Here is a 19,470-nt window from a genome sequence, read left to right as displayed (position 1 = left end):
AAGATTTGGACAAAATTTAGTTTGCTTTTATTAGTAAGAATATTAGTATTGACATTCAATGAATTATGTGATATTATTAATTATTTATTTGACAGACTATCACCCTTTGGATATGATATCACTATTCCATTTTCACTTATCATTTCACATTGGAGGGCTTCGCATGCAAATATCCAAAGGACTTTATTCACTTGAGCTAGCTGTACCTGTTATGGGCAACGTCACTGTCATCCACCCCGCTCTATTGGTTGATGAACAAGGAGTTCTCCTAGTCGATACAGGCCACCCAGGTGTCATGCCATTAATTCAAAAAGCGTTCGAAGACATTGCCGTTCCCTTGAAGGCTTTGGACTCCATCATTATTACACACCAAGATATCGATCATATCGGCAGCCTTTCTACGCTTCTGGAAGCTTCCGAGCGGCCCATCGAAGTATTCGCGACCGAATTAGAAAAACCATATATCCAAGGCGAGAAACGTCTCATCAAAATTACACCTGAAGCAATCGAGCGTGCCATGGCTAACTTGCCAGCGGACGCAGCACCCGAAATGAAGGCAGCCTTTCGGAATAGACTTGAGAATCCGCCTAAAGGGCCTGTTCACACGATTCTCGAAGATGGACAAGAAATTGATCGGTTTGGCGGGCTTACCGTGATCCTCACGCCAGGACATACACCAGGCCATATGAGCCTTTATCATAAAGCAAGCAAAACCTTAATTGCCGCGGATTCCATGGTTGTTACGGACGGTGTACTTGAGGGTCCTATTCCAGCGTATTGTTCAGACTATCCTTTGGCCTTAGCGTCATTGCAGAAATACACCGAGTTTGATATCGAGAATATCCTTTGTTATCACGGTGGGCTATTCACTAACCATGTGAACCAACGGATCGCTGAAATTATTGCTCAGAACGTGAAGGGATAGACAAATAAAGGCTGACCTCCGGTAGTCATTCACCGGAGGTCAGCCTTTTTGTCTATGTATGTACGTACTACTTCAGAAGTGTGTAACTGCCGATATACGGAAGAGGTTTGACTTGGCCTTGTGCAGCTGCAACGATGCCCAATACCGCCAAAATCACCACGGCTAAATTGGCAAGGGGTAGAAGCAGCCAACCGATGAATGGGATAATGCCTAGTACAACATTCACGATGACCCCAGTTAGGAACAAGGTAAGGCCTTGATTCGCATGGTACCATGCGTACTTCGAGTCTTTTGCCGCGATAAGAGGAACAAAAAACAAAATGTACGCCAAAATCGCCATTCCCTTATTACTTTGAATATCTGTGGCATCATACATGGACAGCACCTCATCTTCTCAGAGTTTTCTCTTCCATTATATTCGCCAACCATCATTTATGCCTAAAAATTTGTACAGCATCCAAATCATTGAACTCGTATTCATTACGATTCAAGGTTTAATTCCTACTCCGTTTGGTTAAGCTTCTTCCAATCTTCCAGCAATTTAGCTTCACGCGCTGGACTTAAGCCGGCTTGCCTCACAATTGCAGCATCTCGCGTCTGGTCCCATGCCAATGTGTCCCGAACCGTTTCCACCAGTGATCGTGTTTTCAATCCGGATTGGAATGCTTTTGCATTATTCAATTGAAGCATGCCGAGTAAGCTATCGCTGGGCAACCAGAGCGGAAGATCCATCCAACCGGCTACCTCACTTGCAACTAAGAATTCCTCCGTCACCCAAGTGAGATCCGTTTCAATGTCTCCCCTCCGACAAGCTTCTACAACTTCTTCCATCGTGTAATCACTACCGCTTGCATGCAAGGTGCCCGTTACTCCCGCTTCAACTAAGATAAGGATCCATGCCGCGAGATCGCGCACATCAATGAATTGCAGTTTCCGCTCTTTCGGAAGCGGCACCAACACTTGACCGCCGCGTTGCAATCGTGCTGGCCAATACGTGAATCGGTCTGACGCATCATACGGCCCAACTATAAGTCCAGGACGAATGATTAATGCGCCAGTAGGAAAGGCTTCTTTAACAACCTCTTCACACTGCGCTTTTAATGCACCATATCGCTGACCTGGGTCTTCAGCATCCTCCAATCGTCTCACAGGTGCGGTTTCATCAAAAAGAACTTGCTTTAAATCGGCATAGGCCGAAATAGTTGAAATGAACGTGTAGTGCTTGGCACTACGTTTCAGCACGTCTGTTGAAGCCGCGACTGATTCAGGCTGGTATCCGCTAGTATCGATGACGGCATCCCATGATCCCGCCTGCAGTTTCCCCATATCCGTATCTCGATCTCCAAGAATGTGTCGTACTTCCGGAAAAGCATTGGCATCATGTAATCCACGATGAAACAATGTGACTTCATGCCCTTTTGCTAGCGCCGCCTCAGTCAGAGCTCTTCCCAGAAATTTAGTACCGCCAAGAATAAGTATATGCACAGTTTTCTCTCCTCCCACAGTTATTTATCAATGTACTATTCGATCTAAAATCGCTCTCGCCTGCTTCACGCGCTCTACATCAACCATTTCATCTACATCACCATTGGCTCTTACGCCCGTTCCAAGATGAACACATTGAACACTCGTCGCCAGCACGAAAGTCTCCAAGCTCTGTAAGGTAAGTCCGCTTCCTGCCATAATCCTTAAATGGCGCCCCTTCGTCAATGCTTCCAGATGACTTAGCTGCTCGACGGCCTGCAATGCGCTAGGCGCCCCGCCTGATGTAAGTACAGAACGAATTCCCTTATAAGTTTGGAGTATTTGTAAGGCTTCTTCTTGCTGTTTAATCTCATCAAATGCCCGATGAAACGTGACAGGCAAGGAACTTGCAGCTAAGAGCTCCTCTATGGTACCGCGGTCAATCTCAAGTTCAGGGGTGAGCACTCCCCATACAAGGGCTGCTGCGCCTGCTTGTTCAGCGCTTTGAATGGCGAGTCTCATCGCCGAAACATCACTCTTTGACATGTGAAACGAGCGCGCATGGGGCCGAATCATCACATGTACAGGAATTCGTACGGAATCCGTTATACGCTTCACAAGCGCCATATCTGGTGTCAAACCACCTTGTCTGAGATCTGAAACGAGTTCAATGCGATCAGCACCGCCAGCCTCAGCTCTCACTGCATCTTCTAGTGATGTCGCAATTACTTCCAATAACATCGTTTGGACACCCACCTCTCTATAACAGACGATCCCATTTACTTTAACATAAAAATCGACAACACAAAAAACTCCGTACATCTCATCGATGACGGAGCGGCACTAAGCTATCTGTAAGTGTAAGGCCCTAGGAATTAGAGGCTGTCTGCCATTGTTGCTGTACTTCGACAAGCTCTAGATTGGTAAAAAAACGACTCAGCTTCAGCATCTTCTCGTTTGCAGCTAATTTCGGCAGGGCTGCGCTCATAGGCTTGCCTTTGTAACATACGATAAACAACAATTACATCACCTTCGCTTCCGTGGATTACAACACTGGTTTTTTTCTTCTGCTACATCATTCGAAAGACCCCCTCAGCTTTGAGGGGGTCTTTTCGACATTTCGACAAAATTCGCCTTATACAATTGCTAAATCAGATAATTTTGCTCGAACTTCTTCTACGATCTGCGCGGCATCCTCTGCTCGATTGACTACATCAATCCGGTCCATATCTACGATGAGCACTTCGGAAGCATGATAATGGTTCATCACCCAGTCATCATAACCTGACCACAACTGACGATAATACGCAACTAGTGATTCATCTTGTTCAAAGCTGCGTCCGCGTAGACCTATACGGTGAATCACCGTTTCAAATGAAGCTTTGAGATACACCATCAAATCCGGTGATTTCTTTGGAAGCTCTGCGAGTTCGGACATCATGTTATCTGCCAAACCTTCATATACATCGAATTCGAGTTGTGAAATACGACCCAGCTCGCGATTTACTTTGGCAAAATACCAATCTTCATAAATACTTCTATCCAGTACATTTCGATTATGTACCAATGCCTGTTTAATGGCCTTAAATCTCGTATTCAAAAAGTGCAATTGCAGCAGAAATGGATACCGATGCTTTTCGATTTCCTCCGGTGAAGCCGTATAAAAAAGCGGTAAAATCGGATTATCATCAACACTCTCGTAGAAAACATTTGAATTTAATTCTTGTCCAAGCAAAGTAGATACAGATGTTTTACCTAGACCAATCATTCCCCCAACCACAATCACTGCCATTGACCCCTTTCTCCTTCTACCCAATCATTAATTTACCCACTGTCAATTCAGCAAAGCTTACCCATTATACAAGGAAATTCAGCGAGTGGGAACCCTCAATTTTCACCTTTCATGTTCACCTTCGATCATATTCTACTTAATTTAGGAAATCCTTTAAGTAACGGGCATGTGATGAAAAAGGAGTCAATCTTGATCATGCTTTTAAAAAATAACGAAACCCCGCAAAATAATTAACATGACCGTGTGATGATTTCCGTTTTCGTACTGTCTCTATATATAAGAGCAATACGATACTATCCAGAAGACAGAGGTGTAACGATGATTTACGGAACTAAGCTACTAGACACAGATACAGAGATATTTGCTGCTGCGTTAACGAAAACACCCGTTTTTGTGTGGTCACTTGACCAACTTGGTGTATATTATCAAGTAAATACAGGGATTATCACCAAATATACCAACGATCATGTACAAGTTTATAATGAGAATAATACCTCTGTCTCCACTTGGTATTCACGCGAAACTTCAGAATTTAGCATAGCTTTTTAAAAAATACAAAAACCGCCTTCACGGATTCAAGCCGTCGGCGGTTTTATCATATTCAAAAGCTGCATCTCATGCATGATGATTATGCTCATTCGATTGTGTCGGTAACAAGACGTCAATCGTCGTACCATATCCCACTTGACTTTGGATAGTCATAGTCCCCTTATGGGCTTCGACGATTTTAAAGCACATCATCAACCCTAAGCCTGTCCCCTTTTCCTTGGTTGTATAGAACGGCTCCCCTAACTGCTTCAAGCGTTCCTCCGGAATCCCGCAGCCATTATCCTGTGTTCTCACACGGATCAGATCATTTTCCAGCACAGAAACCGTCATTTTGATTTGCCCATCTTTCGGAATCGCCTCCATCGCATTTTTGATCAAGTTAATAAATAATTGCTTCAAATGCATTTCCGAGCAGATGATCTCTGGAATCTCCGATTGAAACTCCAACAATAGTTGTACATTACACAAGGCCGCTTGTGTATCTAACAAGGCAATTACAGATTGCAAAATGGCGTTCAAATTACTCTTTTTATATGTAATGGCTTCCGGCTTCGCAATAACGAGAAATTCACTCACAATGAAATTGATCCGATCCAGTTCAGATAGCATGATATCGAAGTAATGTTGCTTGCCCTTCAAATCATGCTGCAAAAGCTGCAAGAAGCCGCGGAGTGAAGTCAACGGGTTACGAATCTCATGGGCAAGCCCTGCCGCCAGCTGACCGGCTACGGAAAGCTTGTCTGATTTCCGCAACAGCTCCTCGGTTTGCTTGCGCTCCGTAATATCTCTCGTAATGCCTGCGAATCCGAAGATGTCCCCCTTCTCATTCTTAATCGGGGTTTTCGTTAGACTAACATGAATAAGTTGACCATCTTTACGTAGTCGAACCGACTCTTCATCGGTAATTCGTTGCCCTAACCTTAACTTCTCATACATTCCTCTTCGTTCATCTTCCAGAAAATCCGGATAATTGGGTAATGGTCGACCAAGTAACTCTTCTTGGGACCACCCGAAAATGTGTTCATGAGCAGCATTAACAGAGATCACTCTCTCGTTCAAATCAAGCACACAAATGCCGTCTGATGTATTGTTAATAACAGATTCCAGCAGTTCTTTCGTGTCGCGCAGCTCCGTTTCCATCCGCTTACGTTCGGTGATATCTACACATGAACCGATCACTTCTATGACACGATCCTGCTCAATAATAGGTCGCAATGACGTCAAATAAGTGATGCCGCGGAACGTGGCTTCGTACATGACATTTTCTTCGCCTTGCCAAGCTCTCTGATAATAATCTTCCATCGAATCCGCTATTGGAGTCGGCCAAATCTCATGCAACCCTTTACCCAAAATATGCTTCGGTTTATAACCTAAACGATACAGCAGTTCACCATCACATAGGGTATGGATGAAACTTCCATTTAATTGTCTAAACTTCAACGTCATGCCTTGCTGCCTTCGAACCGTGTCATGCAGATCTTGCTGTGCAATGCGAAGAGATTCCCGATCTTTAATGAATTGGGTAATATCTTTGGCAATAAGATACATCCCATCGGATTTGTCTTTGACGATAATAGGTACATTCTTCACACCAAGTTCGATAATCTCGCCATTTTTATGTAAAAAACACAACATATAATTATCTTGTTGCGAGAGGATACTGTCAGCTGAACTAACCGTTTCATGGTTCTGGAGAAAGATTTGGTGAATGAATTGGCACATCAATTCGTTCTCAGTGAATCCTAGAATCCGCTCCATCGCTGGATTAACACAGAGAATACGTCCATCCATATCACAGGTTAGAATCCCTGCAGGGTTATGTTCAATCAAAGATTTATAGCGTTGCTCGCTCTCGGCAAGCTTCCGTTCCATCTCCGATTGCGTGGACAGATCCTTTACCTGAGCAACAAATGCGTAAGGTTCATGATCCGAATTTCGGATTACGGACATGAGCCAATCCACATTTTTAAATGACGTATCCTTATGTTTCATAAGTATATTCATTTGGAAGGAGGCTATCTCACCAGAAATCAGCTTCTCCATCGTGTTATCTATATGTCGAGCCTGTTTAACCTCAAATAAGTGCTTCATGCTCGTTGCAAGAAGTTCCTCTTCGGAATAACCAAGAATACGACTTAAACTGTTATTGATTCGCAGCCATTGCCCTTCAAGCGTCATAAGAGCCATGCCGATGGTTGTGAACTCAAAAATAGCGTCAAACGAAGGCTCCATTTTCGATAGCATACTCATATTTTATCCCCTATCATTAAGGCTTGGATGGTGATCATCACTGTTTGATACATTCGACAACGTCACTTGCAATCCTGCCCGCACTGCGCGTGGTTACGAATTAGTCCGCGAAATGTGCTCTAGTCCTTCCGGCAATATGTTAAAATGAAAGCAATCATATTTCATTTCAGCCTATAGGAGGAGTGCACCCTTGCCTAATATTTGGACACATCTCATTTTCGGACAAAAAGCCATGCATGAGCTGGGTCATACATCAGTACTGAATGATAAACAGCTGCGGCATATTTTCTCACTCGGTTGTCAAGGACCTGACTTTCTGTTCTATCATAACTTCCTGCCTTGGAAAAAAGACAAAACACTTAACGAGCTTGGAAGTCGCATGCACAAGGAAGCCTGTGGGCCCTTCTTGCTAGATCTCATCCAGCAGGTACAAGGCCGTGGCTTGTATAATCCAGCTGTTCTCTATGTACTCGGGTTTGTTACGCATCACGTGTTAGACCGTAACTTGCATCCCTATGTCTTCTATAAATCTGGTTTTAAGAAATGGGATCATCAACGCTTTGAGATCATCATGGATACCATTGTCGCCAAGCATGAGCGTGGCATCCAAACGTGGCAAACACCGGTTTGGAAAGAAATCTATGTAGGTGACTCATTTCCCCTTGGAATCGTACCGGCGCTATCCGCTGCTGCCAAGCAGCACTACCCTGAGATTGCCTCGAAAATGAGCGACCAGGATTGGAACGACGCTTACTACGACATGATTCGCGCACAGCGGCTTTTCCACGATCCAAGCGGGCTGAAACGGGTATTGACACTGGGTCAAATATCGCCATTGGTGTTTAAGAAGAAGCCTGCTCCACTTGATTATTTCAATGAATCTAACCATGTCTGGAATTGTCCAACTGACCTTAACGAAACCTATACGTACAGTGCCTGGGAGCTATTCGACATCGCCATGGATGACGCCATGCAGGTTCTTCAAGCGACCATCCGCGCGTTGCAAAGCGGCTCAGATGCTGATTATGCATCGCTTCAGGCAGTACTTGGAAACCGATCCTATGAGTCTGGAAAGGACTGCGAACTTGACTTACCTTTAACTTATGTCAATTCGATCCTGTAGCAAGTATCCGACATTCTTATAGCTACTCATACTATTCGAAACATTATCCAGTTTTTGGTCCATAGAAATGAAAAAAACCATGAATATTGTCATTCATGGTTTTTGATGTGTGCGAATGGTGGAATGCACCAGTCGATTTCTGTCATTTTCAGTTGTTTTAAGTAGGCATTTGCTTGAGAATAGGGCTTACTTCCCAAAAATCCACGATAGGCCGAAAGAGGACTCGGATGCACCGATGTGATGATATAATGTCGATTCGTATCAATAAATGACAGCTTCGCCTGTGCATGACTGCCCCATAGGACGAAGATAACCGGTGTCTCTCGGGCATTTAGTGCCTGAATGACACGATCGGTAAAGCGTTCCCAGCCCTTTCCCTTGTGGGAATTGGGAGCAGCCTCGCGCACCGTTAAGACGGTATTCAGAAGAAGAACCCCTTGTTCTGCCCATGACTTCAAATATCCATGATCCGGGATCTCACAGCCCATATCCGTCTCCAACTCTTTGTACATATTCCTCAAAGAAGGAGGGATTGCCATCCCTGGCTTCACAGAAAAGCTGAGCCCGTGTGCTTGTCCGCTTCCATGATAGGGATCTTGCCCGAGAATAACAACTTTCGTATCTGCGAATGAGGTCAATTCCAAGGCACTAAACACATCATCCGCTGGCGGATAAATGGTCCCCGTCTGATACTCTTCCTGAAGAAAAAACTGTAATTGTTCAAAGTAGGGTGCCTGAAATTCATCCTGCAGCACCGTTAACCAATCATTCGTGACGTGTTTCACTTGGACCTCCTCCATGCCGTTATTCGGTACCAAGCGCACCTGTTGCAACATCCTTCAATACGATTTTCCCATCTGTTTCTGTGCCATCAGCAAGCACAAGCTTCAACTTCGTTGTTTTCCCTTTAAGGACAAGCGCTTGTACCTGCGTTTCTGTTAAACTCCGACCAAAGCTTTCTTTCCAGATGACGAAACTGCAGCCCTCTTTATAATGGGAACAGCCATACCCTTTACGTCCCATGAAGAGGGAACCGCCGCATCCCGGTCTTGGACATGTCGCGATGAACGTGCTCGTCCCATCACCTGAAAGCTTCGTTGCAGCAGGTGCTTTCTTCCTCGCTGCTGGCGCTTTCGCTGCTCCATCACCGCGTGATGATGCGCTGCGCTTCGTGCTTGGCTCAGGCGCATTCTCCGCTTCGAAATCCGTTTTCGAAGCGCGGGCTTGCTTGCGTACCTTATCCACGATCAGCGTCGCGAATCTTTTCACGTTATGCATGAACTGCTCATCAGATGCCGTGCCGCGGGAGATTTCGTTCAATCTGCGCTCCCATTGACCGGTCATCTCCGGCGAGGTTAGCAGCTCAATACCCGCTCCGCGAATCAACTCAACAACCATGCGGCCCTTCTGAGTCAAAATAATCTTCTTCCCTTGCATGTCGATATACCCGACCTTCTTCAGTCGTTCAATCGTCGCTGCGCGGGTTGCCGGGGTGCCTAAACCAGAGTCTTTCATCGCATCGCGGAGCTCTTCATCCTCAATCTGCTTCCCTGCGCTTTCCATCGCTTTGAGCAGGGTCCCTTCATTGAAATGTTTAGGAGGCTGCGTATCTTTCTCCTTTACGATGGCATCCGTACATAGCACGTCCCCTTGCGCATCAATCGAGAACGGCTCATTGACTTCGACTTCTTCCTCTTCTTCGTCTTCCTTTTCCTTGCCCTTGGTGGCTTTGGCCTTCTCTTTCTTCTGATCGGCATAAATGACCTTCCAGCCTAAGGAGAGAAGTTCCTTAACCGTTGTTTTGAACATCTCCTGCTCAACTTCAGTCATGACCGTATGCACCTTATAAGCCGCTGGCGGGTAAAATTGTGACAAGAAGCGTCGTACAATGAGATCGTACAGCTTCTGCTCGTCGGGACTTAAACCGGAAGCCTTCTTATTGGTAGGCAGGATCGCGTGGTGATCCTCAACCTTGGATGGATTGCAAATAAATTTATTATTAATATGAACAAGATTGCGATTCGCGCCTTGGACAAGTTCATGATAAGCCGTTCCTTGCAAGGCGTTCAGAGCCTTATGCATGTCCGGAATATTTTGCTCCGTCACATAGTTAGAATTCGTCCTCGGATAAGAGATAACTTTGTGTTTCTCATAGAGGGCTTGCGCGGTATCTAACGTTTTCTTAGCGGAGAACGCATATTTCCCGTTCGCTTCCCGCTGCAGCAAGGTTAAATCATACAATTTGAATGGGAATTCTTTGGTTTCCTTCACTTCATAGGATTGGATTCTCGCAGGCTTCCCTTTCACTTTGGCAGCAAGCGCAGCAGCCTTCTCACCATCGGTGAATCGCTCCCCCTGCCACATCCCGCGATAAGGTGTCTCTCCTTGCGCGAAATGTCCCTCCAGCTCGTAGAACTTGAGTGAGGAAAACGCCTCAATCTGCTTCTGACGATCATAAATAAGCGCAAGAACCGGCGTTTGCACGCGACCGACGGAGAGTAAGACGTTATGCTTCGTCGTAAAAGCGCGTGAGCCATTCATGCCGATCAGCCAATCAGCTTCACTTCGCGAACGCGCAGCACGCGTAAGATTCTCATATTCCGCGCCATCCTTGAGCGTGGCAAAGCCGTTGCGAATCGTTTCGGAGGTTAAATCCGAAATCCACAACCGTTTAACGGGCTGCCGCAGCCCGAGATGTCGTTGAATGAGGGAAAAAATATATTCACAAATGGAAAGTTCGCATATGCATTTTTCATCGAAATTGCCGATACCGCGCACTCTACCAGTAACATTCACTTAAAATAAATTCAACGTATTCACTCGCGCATAAGTATTTTCATCGAAACTACACGTTTTCAATAAATTAAAATTTAATATTTTAAATTTAATATTCATCAGTATGAATATTTATACATCAAAACAATTTCCAAGCATTTTTTTAGACTTTTAAATTTTATTTTAAATCATGTCTGTAATAAATGCTAATTCAAAAAAAATAAAGAACAACTAAAGATTTGCATTTGATTCAAGAAGAATCAAAACAATATCTTTTAATTGCTCTTAACTTATCTAGGTTTTCAAGACAAATTTCATTTTATTAAATAATAACCTATCATAAACCCCGAACTAACAATAATAAATACATCATCCTTTGTTGGAACAAAACAATTTATGTCACTTAAATTAACAATATTTAATATACCCTTATTCAATTATAAGAGTCGGTTCACCAGCCTCCGCATTCACGATTATTAAACGTGCATCAACTGAGGATCCATCCTCTCGTTCAAGCTTTAGTTTGCCAGTTTTACCTTTTTCAATTAAAGATTTAACCTGAGCATCTGTCAAAATACGCCCGAAGTTTTCTTTCCAGATAACAAATTTACAACCTTCCTTATATTTAGAACATCCATAACCCTTGCGGCCCATGAATATTAAACCGTTGCAACCCTTCCGTGGGCATCTGGCAATTATACTTGGTGATGCATTAGAAGACACGGAAGTAGTTTCTTCAAGTGATCTAGACTTTTTGGCAGTCGAACGACGACTGGTCTCGTTTGAAACACTTTTATCATTTGGGCTTTTTGTGTCTGAACTTTGCTTAGTAATTTTACTTCGTCCTTTAGTAGTAGCTACCTTAGTTAGGGTCTCGCTCTCAAATGAGGTTTTAGATGCGCGAGATTGCACTCTAACTTTTTCGACAATTCTAGTGGCAAATTTCTTCACGTTCTCCATGAATTGATCATTTGATGCAGTTCCACGAGAAATCTCATTTAGTCTACGTTCCCATTGTCCTGTCATTTCAGGGGAGGTCAAGAGTTCAATTCCTGCACCCCGAATCAATTCAATTGCGGTCCGACCCTTCTGAGTAATTTGAATTTTTTTCCCCTGCATCTCTACATATCCTACATTTTTCAGCCTCTCGATTGTAGCTGCACGAGTTGCTGGCGTTCCAAGGCCAGAGTCTTTCATTGCATCGCGAAGCTCATCATCTTCAATTTGTTTACCGGCACTTTCCATCGCCTTCAGCAATGTACCTTCATTAAAATGCTTAGGAGGTTGGGTGTCTTTCTCTTTAACTATCGCATCCGAACATTGGACTTCCCCCTGAGCATTGACTGAAAATGGCTCACTAACTTCTACTTCTTCATCCTCTTCCTCATCTTTTTCTTTCCCTTTTTGATTCTTTGCCTTTTCCTTCTTTTGATCTGCATAAATAACTTTCCACCCTAGCGAGAGTAGCTCTTTAACAGTTGTCTTAAATATTTCGTTCTCAACTTCTGTCAACACTGTGTGTACCTTATAGAATGCAGGTGGATAGAATTGCGACAAAAAACGTCTCACAATTAGATCATAAAGTTTCTGTTCATCTGGATTAAGTGATGTAGCCTTTTTATTGGTTGGTAATATTGCATGGTGATCTTCGACCTTTGATGGATTACAAATAAATTTATTATTAATATTAACAAGATTACGATTAGCACCTTGAACAAGCTCATGGTATGCTGTGCCTTGTAAGGCATTTAAAGACTTATGCATGTCCGGGATATTTTGCTCGGTTACATAGTTCGAATTTGTTCTTGGGTAGGATATTACTTTATGCTTTTCATATAAAGCTTGCGCAAGGTCCAATGTCTTCTTAGCTGAAAAGGCATATTTCCCATTTGCTTCTCGTTGCAACAAAGTCAAATCATACAACTTAAATGGAAATTCCTTTGTTTCCTTAACTTCATAGGAATTAATTCTTGCTGGCTTTCCCTTGACTTTGGTTGCAATCGAATTTGCTTTTTCTCCATCAGTAAATCGTTCGCCTTGCCACATGCCTCTATACGAAATATCCTCTTGAGTGAAATAACCCTCAAGTTCATAAAATTTGAGCGATGAAAATGCTTCAATTTGTTTCTGACGGTCATAAATTAGAGCAAGCACCGGTGTTTGTACGCGGCCAACAGAGAGCAATACATTATGCTTAGTCGTAAAAGCTCTCGAACCATTCATGCCAATCAGCCAATCTGCTTCACTTCGGGCAGTTGCAGCTTTTGTTAAGTTTTCATATTCAGAACCATCTTTAAGCTCTGAAAATCCTTTTCTAATTGTTTCTGGAGTTAAATCAGAAATCCATAATCGTTTAACTGGTTGACTTAACATTAGATATCTCTGGACTAGCGAAAAGATGTACTGGCCTTCTCTTCCGGCATCGCAAGAGTTGACTACCAAATTGCACCGTTTAGCTAAATCAGCAATAACTTTAAGTTGATCAACTGTATTTTTATTGGGAACTAACTTAAAATTATCGGGAATAATAGGTAAATCGTTTATGTTCCACTTCTTGTACTTATCATCATATGCATCTGGTTCAGCTAATCCAATTAAATGCCCAATTGCCCAAGTAATAATATACTGTTCGCCTTCTAAATAAGAACGGTTATTTTTTGCTTTAGGATCTATTGCGGCAGCTATATTTCGTCCCATATCCGGTTTTTCCGCAATAATTAATGTCTTCAACAGATTATCGCTCCTTAATTAATATATCTACTCAAAGTTGAGAACGAAAACTGCAAACAAAAAAGGCCCGAGCTACTAACTCTGGACCTTTTAAGTCATACTTTATTATTGCAATTATTATATCATCTGCAGATTGGTAAGTAAATATTAATTCAGTAAGTTAATTAGTTTTGAATTTTCACTATCCGAGCAGAAATCAAATTACTTCTTAATTCGAATCACTCGATGGTAGCTGGCGGTTTGGATGTGATGTTGTATACGATACGATTCAAGTTAGTTCTCTACCTCATTTACGATACGTACGGAAATCTTCTCCAGCACATCCCTAGGGATAAGTGCCCAGTCGGCTGTCATCTTTCCTCTTTTTGTAGAAAACAGAGAATGAGCCAAATTCCCTGTTTGTTATTAACACCATTTTTCCATAACTCTCTAACACAATGGAGCTTGATGTGAACTATCTAGTCCCCATAACCTTTCAAGATTGACTGTTTCGCTCATAGGATGCAGACTTTTATCTAGTAATGGGATTTGGACTACAATAGGTGTTTCAGTTGCTGTACCAGTAAAAACGCAAGCTCCAGGTGGTAAAATAGACAAAGAATCGAAAGAAGTTTTGTCCAAAAAGGAGATAGTTTTGCTCATCGTTAATAAATCATTATTATTTATTAGCCTGTGAATAAATACATTATGAAGCTGGGAAATAATCGTGTTAGAAATATCTGATGGTCTTTGACTTGATAGGGTTAGAAACACACCAAACTTTCTACCTTCTTTATTATCTCCTCAAATACTTCCAACCTATAATCCTTCCAACTCTCACTCTCCCTAAAATCCCCACAGGCCATTTACGGCCAATGAGGATTTGCTATCTAACCTACTCAACAAATAAGCTCATTCATCGATCATAGACTAGTTAAATCAACTGGCTCCCGAATAAGTCACCTGCAGCCTGTATTAAGTCTATACCAGTTTAATTACATGGCGGCCGCAGCCTAATTAATTGAAGCTCGGAGATCATGACTCCGAGCTTATTCACCCATGTGGTTCATCTTCCTTTAAGAGCGAAGTAAACTGGAAATGATTTGCAGTTGCAATGCTCAAACAAACAAATGAACTGGGAATTATTAGTTTTTTCATTTAACAAGGCTCCTTAATTCCTTCAAATTCCATTAGTCATAGACTCCTCTAAGGTGTACCATTATTATGGGTGATGAAGAAAATGTTTATTTCTCCAATGCTTCTACAATACAGTAAAAACAATCTGGCTTTTGATGACTCTTCCACTTTCGACGAACTTAAGTGGGATGTCATAAGGTTGATCGTTTCTAATTTGGATGAACTTAATCTAAAAACAAAAAACACAAATTCAACAGCCAAATATCCAGAGCTGCACAACCCGCCTATTCCGAAAGGGACCATATTAGATGGCGAGATTGTAGTACTTGATGAAAAAGGGCGAGCCGATTTCGAAAGCCATTGGAAGAATATAATTCATAGGATTCTGGATGTAATTATTGTAACATTGGGAATGTATCCCTTATTTTTGTGAAAGTAAACGGAGCTTCTGTATTTCAAAGGTGACTTTTGTAGATATAGTTAATCAGGAATCATGTAGAACTTTAAGTCTGAAGCCTTTGTCTTTGGCCCACTGTACCTTTAAAATATTTCTGTTGAAGAACAATCAATGTTTTTTATGTTTTTACATATTTGAAATTCGGTTAATGAAGTAACAAATTAAGTTTTGAAATTAAATAGGCGTTCACTCTTTTGGGTGAACGCTTATTTAATTTTGTGTATGGAGGGAGTAGGAAGTCCTAAGTCGTATCCGCGGGGAAGATTTTAAACTAACGGGCAGCATACAAAAATGATAGCTTCATGGTTCCCTAGAAAATTATTCCAATCTTATAGAATGAGTAATGATACATCTAAAAATCATTAATTGTTAGGGAATAGATTAAGAAAAAAATCCACAATTAAACATAGTGGGACATCTGTCGTTCATACGCTTACTTAAGGTATTAACCGTGAGGAGGTCTCCACTCATATGCCCGTTAAAGTAAAACTTCAAAAATTCGTCGATAAACTGCCAATTCCCAAAACCATTTCCCCGATAAAACATGACAAAAAAGGTTCGTATTATGAAGTGACCATGAGGGAATTTACCCAAAAACTACATCGTGATCTAGGGCCTACCCGCTTATGGGGCTACAACGGAATGTACCCAGGTCCTACTTTTGACGTGATGAAGGACGAAACGACATATGTCAAATGGATGAATGATCTGCCCAAAACGCATTTTCTCCCCATCGATACGACAATTCATGGTGCAGAAAAAATACTGCCACAGGTTAGGACTGTGGTTCATTTACACGGTGGAAAACAGCATGACCATAGTGATGGATACCCTGATGCTTGGTTTACGAGGAATTTTGAACAAACAGGACCTATGTTTAAAAGAAAAGTATGCGAGTATCCCAACCTTGAAGCCACTACGTTATTTTATCATGACCATACAATGGGCATTACAAGATTAAACAACTATGCGGGACTTGGAGGTTTTTTTATCATTCGTGATGAGCATGAACAATCCCTGAATCTGCCGAAGGGAAAATATGAAATCCCTCTTATGGTACAGGATCGCTCGTTTAACCCGGACGGTTCGCTCTATTACCCTGCTACTCCAGATAAAAAGAATCCTCGGCTTCCTTATCCTTCAATTGTTACACCTTTTGACGCAGATTACATTTTGGTAAACGGCAAAGTATCCCCTTATCTTGAAGTAGAACCGAGAAAATACCGATTTCGTATGTTAAATTACTGTAATAGTCGAGCCATGACATTCAAACTGGACTCTGGACAGCCATTTTATCAAATTGGGACCGATCGCGGATTATTAGAGAAACCAGTGAAAATGAATGATATCCTCCTTCTAACGACAGAACGTGCGGATGTGATCGTCGATTTTTCTCGATCCTTTGGCAAGACGATCATTCTTAAAAATGTCTTCAAGGGTGCCTCCCCCGAAACAACCGATGTCATGCAGTTTAAAGTAACCACTCCGTTAAAAGGCACAGACACCAGTTCGCTTCCGGATCAATTAACGAAAATTGAATTCCTCTCTAGAGAGATGGCAAAAAGGACAAGAGATCTCACACTCGTTAGGGTGGAGGATGAATATGGAAGATCGCTGAATTTACTGGACAGTAAAATGTGGAATGATCCTATATCCGAGAAAGTGGAATTAGGAACAATTGAGATCTGGCGGTTAATCAATCTCTCAGCCGATGACCACCCCATTCATCTACATGTCGTTGACATGCAAATTCTTGAGCGCCAACCTTTTGATGTTACTCATTTCCAAGCCAAAGGAAAACTAAAATTTACAGGACATGCGGTTCCTCCTGAACCTAACGAAAGGGGATTTAAAGATTCGATTCGTGCTCCCGCTGGTACCGTTACTTCTTTTATTGCGAGTTTCAATCCTTTCGCTGGGCTTTTTGTATGGCATTGTCACATGCTCGAACATGAAGATTACGAGATGATGCGACCTTTTGAAATCCTGAAGAAAAAAAAGAGACTTAAAAGTATACTAATGAGAATGATTAACGGGAAACGATAGCACCATGACACAGGTTACCGGCATTTTTTAGAAATTCTGTTTACTGATCGTGTGGATGATAAAGTTCTCTTTCGAAAAAACAAAAATATTACCATGCCTAAAAATGACTTTGCTCTCAAAGATCGTGAAGAAAGTCCCTTTGTAAATCCTATTTGGAAATTGCCGTTTAAAGGATTGAACCCTAGAGAAAAAGATGTTGATGATTTCAATGATTATGTCACCTATATGAATGATCAGCAGAAGCTTTGGTTAGCAGATGGATTACGAAGAATGAAACCTGACTCAATATGGCTAGAGAAGCTCGTGGTTTAACAAGCACTTCAGCTCGAGTGTGGACTAAGTTAACGGGTACGATAGGTGAGGGGCTTGCTTCGCGGCAGCCCCTCTTTTGTATTCTGTGACGTAATTCACAAAATAATAAAAAGAACACCTCCGCAGGAAAGAGGTGTTTAGAAAGATAAAGCAATAGAACAAAGGAAGTAATTTAAAATATTTAAAATATTTCCAAAAAGTTCGGGGGGTCTGTCAAATCTTTTGTGTAAACTCATTTAAAAGACTTCTCCCCGAGGGGAGAAAAATTTTCAGCGCAGGTGCTGGCCAATGCGATCTGGATAGAAAACAGATAGCTGGAGCAGCATTTGCCCCCAGTTTTGGACGCGGCCTGTCCACTTTCGAGTGACATCCATGGTGGCCAAATATAGCATTTTTAAGAGAGCTTCATCCGTTGGGAAGATGCTTTTTCCTTTAGTCACCTTTCGAAGTTGGCGATGGTAGCTTTCAATTATGTTGGTCGTGTAAATAAGTTTTCGGATCTCTGGCGGATATTTAAAAAAGGTAGCCAGTTCATCCCAATTATTACGCCAAGAGCGAAGGATGAGCGGGTATTTCGTTCCCCAGGCTTCCTCGAATCGGTCGAGTTCTACCAATGCCATTTCTTCCGATGTAGCTTTGTAAATGGGCTTCAGATCGGCCGTTACCTTCTTCAAATCCTTGTAAGAGACATAGCGCGTGGAGTTGCGTATTTGGTGGATGATGCATTTTTGGATTTCTGTCTTTGGATAACAGGCCGAGATAGCTTGTGTAAAACCTGTTAAATTGTCTACACACGTGATCAGGATATCCTGAACGCCACGATTCTTCAGATCATTTAAAACGCTAAGCCAGAACTTTGCAGACTCGTTTTCACCGATCCACATGCCCAGTACATCCTTGCTTCCATCCAGATCAATCCCGATCACCATGTATGCTGCTTTGTTCACGATAGCCCCGTCTTGCTTGACTTTGAAGTGAATGGCATCTAGAAAAACAACGGCATAAACGCCTTGTAGAGGGCGGTTCTGCCATTCCTTGATGAGTGGAACAATTTTGTTGGTTACGTTGGAAACGAGGGTTGGTGAGACCTCAATCCCATACATATTTTCGAGATGGTCCTGGATGTCTCTCGTGCTGACTCCCTTGGCGTACAATGCAATAATTTGGTCCTCAATGCCCGTTACATTCGACTGGTGCTTCTTCACCACAAGAGGTTCAAACTCGCCTTGTCTGTCGCGTGGAACAATGATTTCTTGCTCTCCATACTCACTGGTTACACGCTTCTTGCTCTTTCCGTTACGGCTATTCGTTGTTGTTTTGTTTTCGACTTCATGCTTTTGATAGCCTAAGTGTGTGTCCATTTCCGCTTCTAGCATCTCCTGAATCGTCTCTGCAAATAGATTCTTCAATGCGTTTTGGGCATCTTGAGCCGTTACTAACTTATTCTCCTTGATAAACTCGCGGAGCTGCTGCTTTGTCCATAATCCCATGTGTTCTCCCCAACCTTTCCTATACTTCCATTTTAATAGGTTTAGGAGTTTACACAATCTATTTTACAGACTCAGTTCGGGGCTAAGATGCTGGTTTAATCTCAATTAAAACATAATTTGCATTTTCATGTTCCATATTCTGTAGAAGTTTGAGTAACTCCACTGCAGTATTCAATTGGTTGTCTTTGCTCAACACAAGCCTGAACGATATCTATAAGTTCCTGCTGAGTTGTCATTTGAAACTGTTTAGTCATGTAGACCAATTTTCTCCTCTTTTTTTAATCAATTTATATCCATAGGTCATAGGCTATATGCTTATTCTTAAAAAAGAATTCGTTAATTTATGAGAAATAACCAGTTGAATGAGATGTCAATAAATGGTGTTTTAGCTCTTTTGAACTTAACACCACTTCAAAACTTTAATGTCTCCCAACATTAAGA

General features: G+C 42.2%; 16 protein-coding genes and 1 pseudogene. 5 read left to right on the top strand and 12 right to left on the bottom strand.

Features of this window, described 5'->3' with window-relative positions:
• Positions 1–163: 163 nt before the first annotated feature.
• Positions 164–925 (top strand): MBL fold metallo-hydrolase, encoded by a 762-nt coding sequence (locus A8709_RS15615; protein WP_065853273.1) that lies wholly within the window; start codon positions 164–166, stop codon positions 923–925.
• Between the two features lie 67 nt (positions 926–992).
• On the opposite strand, the gene A8709_RS15610 is transcribed toward A8709_RS15615, so the two are convergent.
• The 6 genes from A8709_RS15610 to A8709_RS15585 all read right to left on the bottom strand — a co-directional run bounded on the left by A8709_RS15610 (position 993) and on the right by A8709_RS15585 (position 6,980).
• Positions 993–1,301, bottom strand: coding sequence for a DUF4870 domain-containing protein (locus A8709_RS15610; RefSeq protein ID WP_065853272.1), 309 nt, complete (start codon positions 1,299–1,301; stop codon positions 993–995).
• Between the two features lie 125 nt (positions 1,302–1,426).
• Positions 1,427–2,410, bottom strand: a complete 984-nt coding sequence (locus A8709_RS15605) for an NAD-dependent epimerase/dehydratase family protein (RefSeq protein WP_065853271.1) — start codon at positions 2,408–2,410, stop codon at positions 1,427–1,429.
• A gap of 27 nt (positions 2,411–2,437) precedes the next feature.
• Positions 2,438–3,130 (bottom strand): copper homeostasis protein CutC, encoded by a 693-nt coding sequence (locus tag A8709_RS15600; protein WP_065853270.1) that lies wholly within the window; start codon positions 3,128–3,130, stop codon positions 2,438–2,440.
• A 127-nt stretch (positions 3,131–3,257) separates the two neighbouring features.
• Positions 3,258–3,407, bottom strand: coding sequence for a hypothetical protein (locus tag A8709_RS34565; RefSeq protein ID WP_167357085.1), 150 nt, complete (start codon positions 3,405–3,407; stop codon positions 3,258–3,260).
• Between the two features lie 117 nt (positions 3,408–3,524).
• Positions 3,525–4,181: a deoxynucleoside kinase gene (locus A8709_RS15595; protein ID WP_065853269.1), complete on the bottom strand. Its 657-nt coding sequence runs from the start codon at positions 4,179–4,181 to the stop codon at positions 3,525–3,527.
• Positions 4,182–4,796: 615 nt separating this feature from the next.
• Complete coding sequence (locus A8709_RS15585) at positions 4,797–6,980, bottom strand: PAS domain S-box protein (protein WP_065853267.1); 2,184 nt, start codon at positions 6,978–6,980, stop codon at positions 4,797–4,799.
• A 190-nt stretch (positions 6,981–7,170) separates the two neighbouring features.
• Between A8709_RS15585 and A8709_RS15580 the strand changes: the two genes are divergently transcribed.
• Positions 7,171–8,103 carry a zinc dependent phospholipase C family protein gene (locus A8709_RS15580; protein WP_065853266.1) on the top strand — a complete coding sequence of 311 codons (933 nt, stop codon included), beginning with the start codon at positions 7,171–7,173 and terminating at the stop codon, positions 8,101–8,103.
• Between the two features lie 89 nt (positions 8,104–8,192).
• Here the strand turns inward: A8709_RS15580 and A8709_RS15575 are convergent, their stop codons facing one another.
• From A8709_RS15575 to A8709_RS33725, 4 genes and pseudogenes are all read right to left on the bottom strand, one after another.
• A complete protein-coding gene (locus tag A8709_RS15575; protein WP_141692558.1) occupies positions 8,193–8,888 on the bottom strand; it encodes a uracil-DNA glycosylase in 696 nt (231 codons plus the stop codon).
• Positions 8,889–8,907: 19 nt separating this feature from the next.
• Positions 8,908–10,881, bottom strand: a complete 1,974-nt coding sequence (locus A8709_RS15570; protein ID WP_244163216.1) for a type IA DNA topoisomerase — start codon at positions 10,879–10,881, stop codon at positions 8,908–8,910.
• Between the two features lie 426 nt (positions 10,882–11,307).
• Positions 11,308–13,608 (bottom strand): type IA DNA topoisomerase, encoded by a 2,301-nt coding sequence (locus tag A8709_RS15565; protein WP_065853265.1) that lies wholly within the window; start codon positions 13,606–13,608, stop codon positions 11,308–11,310.
• A gap of 218 nt (positions 13,609–13,826) precedes the next feature.
• Positions 13,827–13,962 (bottom strand): annotated as a pseudogene (locus tag A8709_RS33725) (GMP synthase (glutamine-hydrolyzing)); the annotation flags it as partial.
• Positions 13,963–14,815: 853 nt separating this feature from the next.
• Between A8709_RS33725 and A8709_RS15560 the strand changes: the two are divergent.
• The 3 genes from A8709_RS15560 (at position 14,816) to A8709_RS15550 (ending at position 17,539) form a co-directional block, all read left to right on the top strand.
• Positions 14,816–15,157: a hypothetical protein gene (locus A8709_RS15560; protein WP_208607685.1), complete on the top strand. Its 342-nt coding sequence runs from the start codon at positions 14,816–14,818 to the stop codon at positions 15,155–15,157.
• 495 nt (positions 15,158–15,652) lie between these two features.
• Positions 15,653–17,227, top strand: coding sequence for a multicopper oxidase family protein (locus tag A8709_RS15555; RefSeq protein WP_065853263.1), 1,575 nt, complete (start codon positions 15,653–15,655; stop codon positions 17,225–17,227).
• Between the two features lie 51 nt (positions 17,228–17,278).
• Positions 17,279–17,539: a hypothetical protein gene (locus A8709_RS15550; protein ID WP_065853262.1), complete on the top strand. Its 261-nt coding sequence runs from the start codon at positions 17,279–17,281 to the stop codon at positions 17,537–17,539.
• 269 nt (positions 17,540–17,808) lie between these two features.
• Here A8709_RS15550 and A8709_RS15545 read toward each other — a convergent pair whose 3' ends face one another.
• Both A8709_RS15545 and A8709_RS35450 read right to left on the bottom strand, forming a co-directional pair.
• Complete coding sequence (locus tag A8709_RS15545; RefSeq protein ID WP_065853261.1) at positions 17,809–19,029, bottom strand: IS256 family transposase; 1,221 nt, start codon at positions 19,027–19,029, stop codon at positions 17,809–17,811.
• A 125-nt stretch (positions 19,030–19,154) separates the two neighbouring features.
• Entirely contained in the window at positions 19,155–19,283 is a 129-nt protein-coding gene (locus A8709_RS35450) for a hypothetical protein (protein WP_279615871.1), read from the bottom strand.
• Between the last annotated feature and the right edge of the window lie 187 nt (positions 19,284–19,470).

It is taken from the genome of Paenibacillus pectinilyticus (genome assembly GCF_001700435.1).
Classification (GTDB): domain Bacteria; phylum Bacillota; class Bacilli; order Paenibacillales; family NBRC-103111; genus Paenibacillus_E; species Paenibacillus_E pectinilyticus.
Note: the sequence above shows the minus strand (reverse complement) of the source record. Positions and strands in the feature narration are given on the sequence as shown.